Below are 14,390 nucleotides of genomic sequence, written 5' to 3' on the forward strand. Positions count from 1 at the left end.
GCCCTGGGCCCCCCCCCCCCCCCCCCGGCCGGGGGGTGCCCGCCCCCCCCCCCGGGGCCCCCCCGGCGGGTGGCTGCGCCACCCGCACACCGAGCCTGCTGCGCAGGCTCGGTGACGGTCCGTCCGCTGCGCTCCCGGACCGGCGCGGCCTTGCCGCACCATCAAGCCTCCGTTGCACTCCGGCCTGAAGGGCGGGTCCGCTGCGCTCCCCCGCCTGACGTCCTTCCGGCTGCGCCTCCAGAACCGTTGAGCCCGCTAGCGCGGGCCGTGCTGACTGCGAAGGGTGGGGGTCGCTCGTTCGTGTGGGTTCCAGTGTACCGCGTGCGTCAGGTTGATGCAGCATGTACTGTTGGCGAAACACGAGACATCCCCCAACCACCCGGGAAACTCCCCGGAATCCGAGAGGAACGACTGCAGATGACCGGTCACCATGAATCTACCGGACCCGATTCCGTGCGCCGGGTGACGCAGTACCAGACTGCGGGCGTGAACGCCCGGTTGAAGGTGTTCGCGCTCCTGGAGACGCAGGGCGTGCCCACCAGCGAGGCGGACGACCTGGTGGCCGCGTTGGAGGCCGGGGCGGTCGCGGGGGCGCAGTGCCAGGTGGTGGAGCTGGGCGGCATGGCGCCGGCCTCTCGGGGCCCGCTGTTCTCGGACGGCTGGGATGACGGCGTGACGGCCGTGAGCGAGGCCTTGGTGGGCATGGCGGACCGGGAGTGGTCGCGGCGTGGCGGTCGGTCGGCCGGGGCCGCTGAACTGGCCGTACACATCGCGGACATGAGACAGCGTGAGCGGGCCGACCTGGTGCGGCTGGAGAGGTTCGTCCGGGAGAACGTGCTGCCGCGCACGCACCCGCACACCACGGCGCGGCGTCGGGTGCTGGAGGCGCTGGGCGAGGCCGACGGTCTGTGCACGGCCCGGACGCGGAACGCGGACGGAGACGTCATTGTCTGCACGCTCGATGCCGGGCACTACGACCCGGACGATAAGCCGCCCTTCAAGGACGGAAAGCCGGGCGGCTGGCACAAGGCGGATGCGTCGATCTGGAACGACTTGGGCGCGGCCTGCATTCCGCATGCGGCCCTCTGAAAGACCACAGGAATTGACCGCTCGGGGAGCCATGGAAATGTCGGCGATTCAGCTCAAGGAACACCAGGTAGATCAGCGATCCGCGTTTCGCAAGTGGGTGGGATTCCCTGCAAGGTCATCTGTGCCCCCGCAGGGTGCCCGGGGCACGATCGTGTCAGCCACCGGTTCGGGCAAGACGATCACGGCCGCCGCGTGCGCGCTGGAGTCGTTCGCGGACGGCCGGATCCTCGTGACCGTGCCCACCCTGGACCTGCTCGCGCAGACAGCCCAGGCGTGGCGCCTGGTGGGCCACCGGGCCCCGATGGTCGCGGTGTGCTCGCTGGAGAACGACCCGGTGCTGAAGGAGCTGGGGGTGCGGACCACCACCAACCCGATCCAGCTCGCCCTGTGGGCCGGGTCCGGGCCGGTGGTCGTGTTCGCTACGTACGCCTCCCTGGTGGACCGCGAGGACATCGACGCACCCGAGGGGCAGCGGAAGGTTCGCGGGCCGCTGGAGGCCGCTCTGGCGGGCGGAGAGCGGCTGTACGGCCAGCGCATGGCGGGCTTCGACCTCGCGATCGTGGATGAGGCGCACGGAACCGCCGGTGATCTTGGGAGGCCGTGGGCGGCGATCCACGACAACCAGCGGATCCCCGCGGACTTCCGGCTCTACCTGACCGCTACCCCGCGCCTCCTCGCCGCGCCCCGCCCGCAGAAGGGCGCGGAGGGCCAGGAGGCGGAGATCGCGACCATGGCCGACGACCCGGAGGGCACCTACGGCGCGTGGCTCGCCGAGCTCGGGCTCTCGGAGGCGATCGAGCGCGAGATCCTCGCCGGGTTCGAGATCGACGTCCTGGAAATCCGAGACCCCTCCCCCGTCATCGGGGAGTCCGAGGAAGCCCGGCGCGGCCGGCGTCTGGCGCTGCTGCAGACCGCGCTCCTGGAGCACGCGGCGAAGTGGAACCTCAAGACCGTCATGACGTTCCACCAGAAGGTGGAGGAGGCCGCCGCGTTCGCGGAGAAGCTCCCGGAGACGGCTGCCGAGCTGTATGCGCGCGATGCCTCGGACGCGGACCTGGCGGCCGCGGGCGAGCTGCCCGCGTCGTCAATCGACGGGGAGTTCTACGAGCTGGAGGCCGGCCGCCACGTCCCGCCGGACCGGGTGTGGGCGGCGTGGCTGTGCGGCGACCACCTCGTGACCGAGCGGCGCGAGGTCATCAGGCAGTTCGCCAACGGCATCGACGCCGCCGGGCGCCGGGTCCACCGCGCGTTCCTCGCCAGCGTTCGCGTGCTCGGGGAAGGCGTGGACATCACCGGCGAGCGGGGAGTCGAGGCGGTGTGCTTCGCGGACACCCGCGGCTCCCAGGTGGAGATCGTGCAGAACATCGGGCGCGCGCTGAGGCTCAACAAGGACGGCAGCACGAAGGTGGCCAGGATCATCGTGCCGGTGTTCCTGGAGCCCGGTGAGGACCCGACGGACATGGTCGCCTCCGCGAGCTTCAAGCCGCTCGTGGCGGTGCTCCAGGGCCTGCGCAGCCACGATGAGCGCCTGGTCGAGCAGCTCGCCTCCCGCGCGCTCACCAGCGGCAAGCGCAAGGTCCACCTCCAGCGCGCTGAGGACGGGCGAATCGTCGGGGCCAGCGGAGATGGCGAGGGCGAGGACCAGGAGCAGGACGACACCGACGCCGCTGCCGAGTCCGCCCTGCTGCACTTCTCCTCTCCCCGCGACGCGGCGACGATCGCCGCGTTCCTGCGCACCCGGGTCTACCGGCCGGAGTCGCTGGTGTGGCTCGAGGGCTACCAAGCCCTGATCCGCTGGCGGAAAGAGAACAAGATCACCGGCGTCCACGCCGTCCCGTATGACGTCGAGGTCCAGGTCGGCGTCACCAAGGACTTCCCCCTCGGGCGGTGGGTGCACCAGCAGCGCAAGGCACTGCGGGCCGGGGAGCTGGAGGACCGGCGCAAAATCCTCCTGGACGCGCCGGAAGCCGGGATGGTCTGGGAGCCCGGTGAGGAAGCGTGGGAGGCCAAGCTCGCCGCGCTCCGGTCCTACCGACGGGCCACCGGGCACCTCGCACCACGACAGGACGCGGTATGGGGCGAGAGCGAAGCCGAGGGCCTGGTGCCGATCGGGCAACACATGGCCAACCTCCGCCGCAAAGGCGCGAAGAACGGCCTAGGCAAAAACCCGGAACGGGCCGCCATGCGCGCAGCGCAGCTCACGGAGATCGACCCGGACTGGAACTGCCCATGGCCACTCGACTGGCAACGCCACTACCGGGTGCTCGCCGACCTGGTCGACGCCGACGGTCAGCTGCCCGACATCGCACCCGGCGTGCTGATGGACGGCGACGACATCGGGCGGTGGCTGGAGCGGCAGCCCCAGCCGGGCACCTGGGCGCAGCTGTCCGCAGAGCAGCAGGAGCGACTGTCCCAGCTGGGCGTCAAGCCCGCTGAGGCGCCGTCTGCCGCCCCGGCCGCCAAGGGTGCGACGAAGGGGCAGGGCAAGGCGCAGCAGGCGTTCCAGCGGGGCCTGACGGCCCTCACGCAATGGGTGGAACGGGAAGGCGCGGACCGGCCGGTGCCAAGGGGCCACAGCGAAGAGATCACGGTCGACGGCGAGGCGGAGCCTGTGGTCGTGACGCTGGGCGTGTGGGTCTCCAACACCAAATCGAGGCGGGACAAGCTCAGCGCCGAACAGCTCGCCGCCCTCGCCGAACTCGGTGTCGACTGGGCGGGCGCACCACCGAAGCAGACCGCCCCGGCCCCGGCGGACAACGGCCCGGCGCAGCCCACGCCACCGGAGGTGCCGGCGCAAGCGCGCCACGTCCCCCACACCGACACGTTGACGGCCGAAGAACGCGAAGCCGAAGCGGCCCGCGGCCGGGCGCGCATGCAGCGCACCACGGAACTGATTCGGAAGCACACCAAGGCCGAACTACTGCGCATGGCCTACGCGGGCGGCCTGGTGAACCACAACTCCCCCGAGAAGTGGCGCAAGGAAGAAATCGCCGCCGCCGTCGTGGACAACGAACTCAGGGCCGCCGCCCGGTCCGGGGCTGACCAGCCTCCCGCCCCGCCGAAGCGGCCGCAGGTACGGCACCACCATGACGAGTGCGACACGGTGCTGTACGAGGGCGGCGCCTGCACCTGCGACCTCATCGAGCAGTACGGGCCGCCCTCCGGACGGGAGGACTCCTACTGAGACGACTTCTACACGCTCCCCCACCGGACCCCGGGCCTGTCGAGGCCCGGGGTCTCGTGCTGTCGGCGCAGTCGACGGACCCCGTCGCGGCCGCCCGGGGCGTGTCGCTCAGGTGGAGACGACATGCGGACAGCGGCACCGGCGGGCGGGCGTGTCCCGGTCCGCCAGGACCCACGCGGGCCGTCTCCTGCCAAGCACGGAGTCATTAGTTGAGATTGTCAACTCTTGGCGTCCAAGCTGCCATAGATCGCAATCTGAACACACAAGAGTTACAGGCCCCAAACACGTTCCAGCCTGCGGCCTTTGATGGATAAAGGTTTCCTATCGGGGTCATCAGTTTTTACATGTTTTCCGACTAGCCGAGCTGAGCGGGCGTCCGGCCGGGTGCGCGCTCCCGTAAAAGCACCCGAACCGCCCACGCTGGAGCGCATAGTTGGGCCTGTGAACACCGAACTGACCGTGCTCAAGCGGGACAAGGCCGTGAGCCAGGGCGACACGATACGAATGCTGCTGGACGAGTCCAAGCGCACCAGTCGTGCCGTCCCCATCCGGCGTGCGTTCGTCCAGGACACTATCCCCGGCCCCCGCCTGGTCACGAAGCCCGGCCCCCTCCGTCACCTGCTGCGCAGCCCCGAGCGGCTGGAGCTCTTCCTCCTGGTCCACTGCGTCGCCGCACGGGGCCCACTCCCGCGCGGTCGCCTCGACGGCGACTGGGGCGTGACTCGCCGGTCCGAGACATGGGGTCGCGCCGCAGGGATCTCGTTCGCCACCGACGGAAAGGCGAGCGCCGCGGTCTCCCGGCACCTGGCCAAGCTGCGGAAGCTGAAACTGATCAGCACGGCGCCGGACGGCCGGATGACCCGCATCACCAAGCTGCACGAGGACGGCTCCGGAGACCCCTACACGCTGCCGTCAGGCAACTGGGAGGGCTCCCGCAAGGACATCTATTTCAAGGTGCCGTTCGAGTACTGGGAGCAGGACTACTACAAGTCGCTGACGATGCCGGCGAAGGCAATGCTGCTCATCTTCATGAGCCAGCGCAGCCGGTCCTTCGCCCTGTACAAGGACAAGCAGTTCGCGTCCTGGTACGGGATCTCCCCGGCGACCGTCGGCCGCGGCATCACGGAGCTGAAGGCGAAGGGGCTGCTGTACGAGTTCCTCACCGAGCAGTACCTGGACGGCTCCTCCATCTTCGGCCAGAGCACGGGTGTGCGCTGGGCGCTCGCCGCGCCGTTCGACCTGAACATCAACAAGACGGACCGGGACGCAGCGACCGCCGCCTGGACCCCGGCGGGAGCCGCCGCCACCGCGCTGCGGATCGCCTCCGGCGTCCCCGTGCTCTCTGAGGCCTTGGCCCCGCGATGAGCACCGCCGGGACGCTATGTCCCGGCCCCGTGACTCCCGGCCCCGCACACGGGCCGGGTGCGGCGCAGGCCGCCGTCCCCGCAAACGGGCGACGGCCCCCTGTTGGAGCAGGGAGCCGCCCAGTGAAGAAACCGACAGTTACTCCCCAAGGAGGCACCATCAGCATGTTCAACGAGCCTAAGGGCACCGGTCGGCCGGCGTCGACCCGGCATCCCCAGGGCAACGGCAAGCTATGCCACGTCTGGTCCGGGATCCGGGCCCAGCTGCGGCTGTTGCTGGACGGCGGTCGCCGCCGTCGCCTGCGCGCCCTCGCCCGCACAGCGGGCTACGGCGTCCTCCGCGGCGCTGCCGGTGCCGTGGGCGCGAGCGGAACCGGGTGGATCATCTGGTGGATCCAGCAGCGCTGACCCAGCGCAGCTGATCGCGGAGTTCACCACCGTGGTGGCCTCGGTCCCCAGGACCGGGGCCATTCATTTCGATCAAGGGGCCTCGAAGAACGGCAATCCGACGGCGGCGAGCTTCGTCTGAAGATTGATGTCCCTCGTGGCCACATAGATCGCCGAACCTGGGTGCCGCGACTGCAGCAGCAGAGTGGAGGCCACGAAGCGGTCGTCCGGCACATCGAGGTCGAGCCAGTTCGGCAGGCCGTCGCCCTTGGGTTCGATGTGCTCGAAGATGGCGTGCACGTCGCCCGCCACCCGTACGCCACGTAGCACGTTCCCGTTGGTCCGCAACCCCTTCAGACGACGGTCCGCTTTCTTCGCGGCTTCCCGGAGGTCCGGGGTGCGGCTGGCGAGCTTCTTGTCGTCCAGCTCCCGCAGGACCACTGGGAACAGATGGACCATGTACCGATTGCCGAGCACGGACGTGTAGATCGCCACATCGGGGTCATCGAGCAGCATGTTCGTGTCGACTGTGACGCGCACCGGCCAGTCGTCGGAGGGCAGGAGCTCGCCCAGCTTCCGGAGCATGGCCACGGCCGCCTTGACCTTGTCGATGGCCTTGTCGATGGTGGCCGGCACGGTCTTGTCCCGGGGGCGCTCGAGCCAACGCTGCAGCAGGCCAAGGCTCCCGTCGAGGCGCTTGGTGACCTCCGGGGTCGGGTTCGGGAACAGCAACCGGAACAGCGGTTCCCAGTCCTGTACACGCCCCAGCAGTTCCATCCTTCTCGCCTCGAGTTCAGGGTTGCTGGGCACCCAGCCCCACTTGGCGGCACCGAAGTGCACGATGCCGTCGGACCGACGGTTCGGATCAATGTTCCGGATCTGTGACTCCGCGAGGATCGCCAGGAAGTCCGCCTCGATCAGGTCCAGGTCCTCGGACAGGCGGTCCAGGTATGTCGGCGGGGCTTGCGTCGATGCCATCCGCTGATGATGCCCCACGCCTCTGACGGTGCAAGAGATGTCGTCGGTTGACGTGCCGTGTTACCGGTGCGGGCGATGCGCTCGTACGCGTAGGCTCCGGCGGCATGGCCGCCGACAGCATGGTCCAGCTCGTGTCCTTTCTCGCCGGGCAGCAGCCGCACGAGGTCCTGGGCACGCCGGAGAGCGAGTGGGTCGACTTCAAGAGCGTCTCGCCCAAGGGGCCGTACGACCTGAGCACCGACAGGGGCAAGTTCGAGCTCTGCAAGGACGTCGCCGCGTTCACGAACGGCACGGGCGGTCTGATCGTGTGCGGCTTCAAGGCGAAGAAAAGGCAGAACGAGCTCCACGAGGTCGCGGAGAGGCTGACGCCCTTCGGCAAGGAACTGGTCGACGACGCGAGCTACAAGAGCGTCATCGCGGAGTACGTACGCCCGCTGCTCAGGGTGAAGTTCTTCTGGTACGACCACCCGGAGGGCGATCCCGACGTGTCCGGGCACTACTTCGTGATCGAGGTACCGGCGCTACCCGAGGCCGACCGGTGGGCAATGGTCACCCGGGGCATCACCGACAATGGCCAGTTCATCAAGAACAGCTGGACGATCCCGATCCGCAACGGCGACACCACCGCCTTCCTCCCGCCGGATGAGGCGTACCGCCTTATGAACGATGGCCTGCGCACGCGGCGCGGGCCCGCCGTCGCGCCCACGCCCGTCGCGGACCGGTTGAGAAGCCGGGAGGCCCTGCGTGCCGCCGTGGGCGTGGAGGAGACGCCGGTGCTCTTCTTCCAGACCATCCCCGACCATCCACGCGGACTCATCCCCAACATGTACGCCGACGGCGGCCTCCGAGACATCCTGGGCAACCAGGGCACGCTCCGCGACGCCTATGCCTTCAACTGGGCTTCGGTGCACAACCGGCCGGAACCACACGAGGGCGGTCTCCTGCTGGCCGATGCTTCCCGCCGTGGGCTGCTGATCGAGTCGGACGGCGCGGTCACCGGGGCCGCGGCCGCGAACGCGGACATGCTGGGCTGGGCAATGGAGTCCTCATCCGTCATCGAACCCCGCAGGATCAGCGTGTTCGTACTGACCGAGATCACGCTGGAGTACTTCCGCCTGGTCGACCAGCACGTCCTTCCCCTTATCGACAGCACGTGGACGCACCGGATCGTCGCCTCGGACTTCGCTCGCCCACCGGCCCGAACGCTGGCTCCCGGCGACGACCCGTCCTTCCCCCTCCGGGGCGATCCGCAGCCCGCCACGAGCGGCAGCTGGAACCACAGCTGGCAGGCCCTGGGCGACCCGGAACGCGACGCATACGAGGCACTGAGCCGCATCTACCCGCTCTTCGGCCTCGATGTCGGCGACAACCCCCTCGTCGATGCCGACCGTGTGGTCACGGCGAGGCTGCAGGCGTAGTAGCAGCCTCCAGCACCTGGTCCCCAAGGCCTATCTTCCCTGGTGTCTCTCGTCCGGCGTCGCCGAGGAAAGAGCAATCAATCGCGCGCCGCAGAGTCAGGGCGTCGACGAGGTAGCTTGCCCAAGGCCTGCAGCTCCGACGGAGCAGTGCGCTTCCAGTAGATCGAGTCGACTCGCTGAGCCTGGGCGACAATCCTGTCACTTCCACTCTCGCCAACGCTGAGGTGCCGGTTGAACATTCAGGATGCGGTCGACAACTACGTACGTGCCATCGAGCACTGTGAGAACTTGATACTGGTCCACCGATCGGCGGGTAACGGTGGTGTCGGGCGCAGGACGACCGAGACCTCAATCAACCGCGGGACGATCGTCCTTACCGTCGCGGCCTGGCAGGCCTTTGTACAGGACGTTGCTCAGGCCCTGCGCGACGAGGCCCTGGTTGAACTGGGCAAAGTAGCGGGGGCGCGGCTCCTGACGGATGCCATGGACCAGTGGCAGCGAGACTTCAATTCAGCACTGGAAAAGTTCTCCACGCCTGACGCGGAAAAGTCGCGGGCCTTGCTCAAGCGTGTCGGCTTCGACCCGCGCCCCAGTTGGACCTGGGTCCAGGCCGGAGGTCGAGGAAACCAGTCAGTGACCGTGCAGCCCAAGCATGTGGATGAGGTGATCAAGCAGTGGCTCCGAGTTCGGCATGACATCGCTCACGGCCACACGACGATCCATTCGCTGCCGGTCCTGACAGCCGTACGTGATCCCAAGTCCTCGGCCCGGGCTAAGGCCGCGCCCGCTCTGAGGCTCACCGACGCGATCGACTGCCTCGGCTTCTTCAGCTCCGTCGTTCGGCTCACGGCAGCCGAAGCGGCGAAGCACCTTGCGGTCCCTGCGCCGACCTGGGAAACGCTGCCGCCTCTCAAACTCGGGCTGCACATCTCTCATCTATAGGCCAGCAGGCCCGATCTCACTCTTCGCCAGCGGGACTCGGCAGCTGCCGCCCCATCCGTGGGGAGAGCACTCCGGTCGGTGACTGCGCAGCGCCACCTATAGTGACGCCGCGCACCGCCCGCTTGATTCCCGCGAGCTTCACCCCCAACTGGTTTGTGGGCCGGGCCTCCAAGTCGACGGTAACTCCATCGTCTCCACCGCCCTGGCAAGGCGATCTGTGTTCACCGTGAGCGTGTACACGCGAGGCAGGTCGGTGTGTCGGGGCGTTCATCGCCGGGCCAGGTCAGAGATCAAACTCAAGGTGCTCGATGTCCGTGAAGCGGACCTCCTCCAGCTGGCCGGCGCGGCGGCCGCCGTCCTGGAAGTACACCTCCTTGAGCGCTTCAGCGGCGATCTGCTGGAGCTGCCGGTCGCCGGCGCCCTGATCCTGGGCATCGAAGAGGCGGGCGGCGTACTGCGGCGGCAGCGCGACCGTCAGGTGCCGCAGCCGGTCCTCGTCCGTCGTCCCGATCGGCGCGGTGTAGCCGATCCGTGCGCGGGTGTCGATGACGATGCCGCCCGTGGTCGCCGCCCTCTGCCGCGCCTTGGCACGAATCTGCGGCTGCCACCGCTTCATCACCTCACGCTCCAAGCGCGCGGCAAGGTCCGGTCGGGGCTTTTTGATCTGGTCCTTCACGTACCGTTCGACGGTGCGCTGGGAGATGCGCAGCATCTGGGCGACCGCCTTGGTGCCCTTGAGCTGCTTGACCAGGTAGCGCATCTGCGCGCCCGCAGTCTTGGGTGCCGGGCGGGTGAACGCCTTCTGCACCGCGGCGTCCAGGCCGTTGCCGAACATGCTCATCGCGGTCTACCTACTCCCCGGTGTCCTGGTCGGTGACGGTGCCGTCCTTGATGTACCGGGCGAGGTTGAGCTCCGGGGCGTTGAACTGCTCGCGCACGCCTTCGCCCCACAGCACGCTCTGGGTGCCCTCGTGCTTGACCAGCCCGGGGTTGATGCCGAGCTTGAAGCCGCCCGGCAGCGGCTTGCCGTCCCGGTAGGGCAGGAAGTCCAGCGGCGACGGCCCGTCGGACGCGTAGACGGCGCAGTCCGAGAGGACGGCCACCGGATACTGACCGGTGAAGGCGGCGTGCTTGACGATCTTGCGATGCATGTTGATCCGGGTCCGGGAGATGACCGCCGCGCGGATGTCCGGCCGCCACGTCGGGCGGGACAGGGCGCGCCACGGCTGCCCGGGCTTCCAGCCCTCCCCACGCGGGCGCTCACGCAGCTTGCCGATGCCACCCTTCACGGTCGCCTTGATCGCGGACACCACGATCGCCAGCTCGGGGTCACGCTGCCGGTAGCCGTCCATCGCCGCGAGGAAGTCGGCCGGCGGCATGTCCGCGTGCACCCCAAGGTCGGCCATCGTGCCGAGGTAGGCGTAGCGCAGTCGGTTGTACCAGGCGTCCAGGTAGCGGCCGTTGTCGTGGCGGACGTACGCCTCGATTGGGCGCACGTCGTAGCCGAGCTCCACCGCGTACGCCACCGTCGGCGTGGCGTACCAGGCCGGCCCCGTCGGGCGCTCGCCTTTCGGCGTGAACGGACTGGGTAGCAGCTCCCCGTCCAGCTCCGCCCACTTGTCCTTGGCCACTTTCACGCGGGATAGGTCGACATGGGAGAGGTCGACCAACCAGGAGCCAGGCAGTTTCGCGTCGAAGACGGGGTTCTTGACGTGCGTCGGCGCACCCAGGCCAACCGTGAGACCGTTCGCTCCGGCGGCGAAGGCCATGTTCACGTCGATGCCCACCAGGTGGGGGCGAAGGCATTCGGCGTCGGTGAGCGGGCGCGCCCAGTCGTACGCCTCCTCCACCAGGACCTCCGCCGGGGTGCGGTGATGGAAGCGCGGCAGGTCCGCCAGGACCGGGTGCCCGTCGGGAGCCTCGCACGGCGCGCAGTCCACCGGATCCTTGCCCAGGGAACTGGGGTTGTGCTCGGAATGCCGTCGGCCGTCGGCGTCGGGCTCGGAGGCGCGGGTCGGCGGGTGCAGAGCGGTCATCAGCTCCAGACCGGTCACCGCGGTCGATCCGCGCGGCGTCATCACCCGGGCCGCGTAGGTGCCCAGGAGCCGCGCGAGGTCCGCCGGCGGAAGCTGCCCCGCGTCGGCCCAGTGCCGGGTGTCGAGCGCGTCCCACGACGGAATGCACAACTGCACGCAGGAACGCTCCGCGCCCTGCGCGGGGCGGTAGATCCTCGCCCACGGCCCCAACCCCCGCTTCGTCAGTTGCCAGTGGGAGCGCGTCAGCTGCTTGATGACCTTGTGGCCCTCCGGCAGCCGGCCGGCTAGGCGCTCGTCCTTGGTGAGCGTGACGGGCAAGCCGTAGTGCTCGCACGCGGCCCCGGTCAGCACGATCAGCGGGTCGGCGTCCTTGCCCGGCCCGGACAACTTCGGCTGACCGAGCCTCCCTTCGCGCAGCGTCCACTCCACCAGCGCAGGAAGCGACTTGGCGGGCACGTCCAGGACCAGGCCGCCGATGCAGTACGCCAGCACCTGACCATCTGTGTCGACGTCGACGACCGCAAGCGGACCGTTCTCGAAACGCGGATCGGCGCTGCCGGCTGGGGTGCCTGCGGGGGCGGCCTTCTTCGCGGCCGGACCGCGCGATGTCGGCCGGTTCGTGGTCGCCGGACGCGGTACAGCGGCAGGGGCAGCGGGGCGGAGCGCGGTATTCGCGGGCTCCGCAGCCGGGCCTGTGGGTGCGGTGCGGGCTTGGGCCGGTTCAACTGCCGATGGCGCAGGAGCAGCCGCAACGGCGGGCGCCTCGGGGATCGCCGTGTCCTCAGGGGGCACCGGAGCGTTGGCGGGGTAGAGCTGGGCGAGCTGTTTGAGCATGCGGGCGTATGCGTCGCGCTCCGGCGGCCGCGGCTCGGTCTTGCCGGCCTCCCAGCCGCTGACCGTCGCACGCCGCACCTGCAGCGCGGCGGCCACCTCGTCCAGCGTCAGCCCGTGCGCCTGGCGCAGCCGCTTGCGTTCCGCTGGGGGCGGCAACGGGGAGCGGGACGCGATGAGCGCGTCGACCGCTTCGAACAGCTCGGACATGCAGCACCTCCACTCCCGCAACCCTAGCGCGAAGCGCACATTTCGCGTACCAAACGCGTACGGATCCCGTAAGCGGCGGTTGGTGGCACGGTTGCCCGGGGGAGGGACGCCCTCGGGCTTCGGCTGCTTCAGGCTCCTTAGCCGAGGGTTTGCGGTGGTGTCTTGGCTTTGCCTGAACTGGCCACGGGGAGCGGCTTGGTGTGAGAGATCTTGGAGAGCAGACGGCCGCCGTGCACCAGCCATCGCAGCGGCAGAACGCTCGGGGGCGGGCATGGGTGAGATCGTCAGGGGGCTCGAGCGAGCGCTGCTGACCCGACCCGTGCCTACGAGTGACGCCGCTGTACGTTTCTTGCTCAAGACGGAGAAGGGCTCCACGAAGAACGTGGCTGCCCTCCTGGGGATCTCCCAGCGCACGGTGCAGAGGTGGGTCACCACTCGTCCGGGAATGCGCCGCCGTCCCAGTGCTGTGCATGCGGGGTTGATAGATGAGGCCGTCAGGGCACGGTGGCAGCCCCGGGTGCGGGCCCGTCTGCGGGCCCGGGCCGAGGCCGACGGCTTTGTGCTCCACACCAGGGCGCGGTTCGGATTCGGGGCTCCGGCAGGATCGTCGGACGATCCGCGGGTACGGCTGATCACCCAGTACCTGTCGGGAGAAGTGGCCCGCGAGTTGTTCGCCGCCCGGGACGCCGGCGGGGGCGAGCAGCAGCAGATGGTGATCCTCGCCCGAGCGCTGGGGCATGCCTACTTCCGGGACGGAGGCCTGCGTGCCCACGGTCTCGGGATCGCCTTCACCGATGTGGAGTTCGCCGATTTCTCCGTCGGCTGACCGTGCACCAGGGTTCGGGCTCAGCGCGAGGGCGGGATCTGGTGCCGTGTCAGCATCGTGTCGTAGTGCTGTGCTTCCTTGCGTTCGCGCCAGTCCCACTGGATACGGCCGGTGCGCTGGTCGGCGGGCGGCTGGGGCGGGCGGAGCCTGGCGCCCTCGGCCACGCGCAGCAGGTGGGTGCGGTCGTTAGGGCCGGCCAGCAGATGCTGGTCCTGGCCGGGCGCGAGCCGGGCGAAGCACACGGCGGCTTTCAGGAAGACGCGTGCCCACGGCGGCACCCGGTGCGAGGCGCAGCCGTCGGTGTAGCGGGCGCGGTCGTGCAGGGCCAGGGTGGCCGCGGTGTCGTCGTAGTCGCCGGGGCGGGCGGTGGCGAGCTGCTGGAGGGAGGCGCCGGTGAAGAGCGCGGCGGCGAGGGCAGCGGCCAGGCGGGGATGGGCGGTCGCGGCGGCCAGGCGCCGGGCGGCTTCCCGGGCTGTCTGCCCGGTGAGAGGTGCGGGTGGCGGGCGGTGCCGGAAGACGATCGGCGGCGGCGTACACGGGGCGGTGCAGGGGGTGGGGCTGTCGTAGGAGACGAGGCGGTCCAGCGCGGGCAGGGTGAGCCACCGGTCGGTCGGCCGGGCGGGCTCGTCGGCAGGCGGGTGTACGGGAGCAGTCGTGCCGTAGTAGTGGCAGCGGGCGGCCTGGAAGTCGGCAGTGACGCAGTAGTCGGCCGTCTGCAGCACCTGGTGCAAGGCGGCGGGCAGGTGCGGGCGATGACAGACCAGGGTCAGGTGGATGCCGGTGAGGGCTCGCAGCTCCAGCAGGCGCATCGCGCGGCGGGCGGTGAGGCGGTGGGCGCGCAGGACGGTCAGCCGGGTGACGGGCAGGGCCCCGTGATCCAGGCGGTGGCGGCTTCCCAGGCGGGCTGACGGCCGGCGGGGAAACGGCCCGGGAGCAGGGGCGGTTTGCCCAGGGCGGCCAGAACGTCGTGGGCGAGCCCGGTTTCGCTGGTCGTACCCGGGCCGGGGTGCAGGGTGGCCCGGCCCGACGGCGGATGGTGAGCGGCCAGGGCCGTGTGCGTGTGGATCGCATCGTCACCCGGGTCGATGACCACGGCGACCGGTGGCACGGAGGGCGGCATGGCGG

Annotated in this window: 12 protein-coding genes; 7 read left to right on the plus strand and 5 right to left on the minus strand. The window is 69.7% G+C overall.

What is annotated here, in order from left to right; genetic code table 11:
- Positions 1–486 precede the first annotated feature (486 nt).
- The 4 genes from ABTX60_RS27015 to ABTX60_RS27030 all read left to right on the plus strand — a co-directional run bounded on the left by ABTX60_RS27015 (position 487) and on the right by ABTX60_RS27030 (position 6,045).
- A complete protein-coding gene (locus tag ABTX60_RS27015; protein WP_352099607.1) occupies positions 487–1,089 on the plus strand; it encodes a hypothetical protein in 603 nt (200 codons plus the stop codon).
- Between the two features lie 37 nt (positions 1,090–1,126).
- A complete protein-coding gene (locus tag ABTX60_RS27020) occupies positions 1,127–4,273 on the plus strand; it encodes a DEAD/DEAH box helicase (protein WP_352099608.1) in 3,147 nt (1,048 codons plus the stop codon).
- Positions 4,274–4,714: 441 nt separating this feature from the next.
- The gene (locus ABTX60_RS27025; RefSeq protein ID WP_352099609.1) at positions 4,715–5,638 is read left to right on the plus strand and encodes a hypothetical protein; all 924 of its coding nucleotides are present in this window, start codon (positions 4,715–4,717) and stop codon (positions 5,636–5,638) included.
- Positions 5,639–5,802: 164 nt separating this feature from the next.
- Positions 5,803–6,045: a hypothetical protein gene (locus ABTX60_RS27030; protein ID WP_352099610.1), complete on the plus strand. Its 243-nt coding sequence runs from the start codon at positions 5,803–5,805 to the stop codon at positions 6,043–6,045.
- A 72-nt stretch (positions 6,046–6,117) separates the two neighbouring features.
- Here ABTX60_RS27030 and ABTX60_RS27035 read toward each other — a convergent pair whose 3' ends face one another.
- Positions 6,118–7,020 (minus strand): PIN domain-containing protein, encoded by a 903-nt coding sequence (locus ABTX60_RS27035; protein WP_352099611.1) that lies wholly within the window; start codon positions 7,018–7,020, stop codon positions 6,118–6,120.
- 86 nt (positions 7,021–7,106) lie between these two features.
- Between ABTX60_RS27035 and ABTX60_RS27040 the strand changes: the two genes are divergently transcribed.
- Complete coding sequence (locus tag ABTX60_RS27040; RefSeq protein ID WP_352099612.1) at positions 7,107–8,420, plus strand: AlbA family DNA-binding domain-containing protein; 1,314 nt, start codon at positions 7,107–7,109, stop codon at positions 8,418–8,420.
- A gap of 231 nt (positions 8,421–8,651) precedes the next feature.
- On the plus strand, positions 8,652–9,362 hold the full coding sequence (locus tag ABTX60_RS27045; RefSeq protein ID WP_352099613.1) for a hypothetical protein: 711 nt from the start codon (positions 8,652–8,654) through the stop codon (positions 9,360–9,362).
- Between the two features lie 283 nt (positions 9,363–9,645).
- On the opposite strand, the gene tpg (ABTX60_RS27050) is transcribed toward ABTX60_RS27045, so the two are convergent.
- Positions 9,646–10,203 carry a telomere-protecting terminal protein Tpg gene (gene tpg, locus ABTX60_RS27050; protein ID WP_352099614.1) on the minus strand — a complete coding sequence of 186 codons (558 nt, stop codon included), beginning with the start codon at positions 10,201–10,203 and terminating at the stop codon, positions 9,646–9,648.
- Positions 10,204–10,213: 10 nt separating this feature from the next.
- Entirely contained in the window at positions 10,214–12,439 is a 2,226-nt protein-coding gene (gene tap, locus ABTX60_RS27055; RefSeq protein ID WP_352099615.1) for a telomere-associated protein Tap, read from the minus strand.
- Positions 12,440–12,710: 271 nt separating this feature from the next.
- Here tap and tpg (ABTX60_RS43270) point away from each other — a divergent pair, with 271 nt between their 5' ends.
- Positions 12,711–13,265: a telomere-protecting terminal protein Tpg gene (tpg, locus tag ABTX60_RS43270; protein ID WP_502992404.1), complete on the plus strand. Its 555-nt coding sequence runs from the start codon at positions 12,711–12,713 to the stop codon at positions 13,263–13,265.
- A 20-nt stretch (positions 13,266–13,285) separates the two neighbouring features.
- On the opposite strand, the gene ABTX60_RS27065 is transcribed toward tpg (ABTX60_RS43270), so the two are convergent.
- Entirely contained in the window at positions 13,286–14,074 is a 789-nt protein-coding gene (locus ABTX60_RS27065) for a hypothetical protein (RefSeq protein ID WP_352099617.1), read from the minus strand.
- 38 nt (positions 14,075–14,112) lie between these two features.
- Positions 14,113–14,385 carry a hypothetical protein gene (locus ABTX60_RS27070; protein WP_352099618.1) on the minus strand — a complete coding sequence of 91 codons (273 nt, stop codon included), beginning with the start codon at positions 14,383–14,385 and terminating at the stop codon, positions 14,113–14,115.
- Between the last annotated feature and the right edge of the window lie 5 nt (positions 14,386–14,390).

Origin of the sequence: Streptomyces sp. NPDC126510 (assembly GCF_040302345.1) — a bacterium.
Taxonomy (GTDB): Bacteria; Actinomycetota; Actinomycetes; order Streptomycetales; family Streptomycetaceae; genus Streptomyces.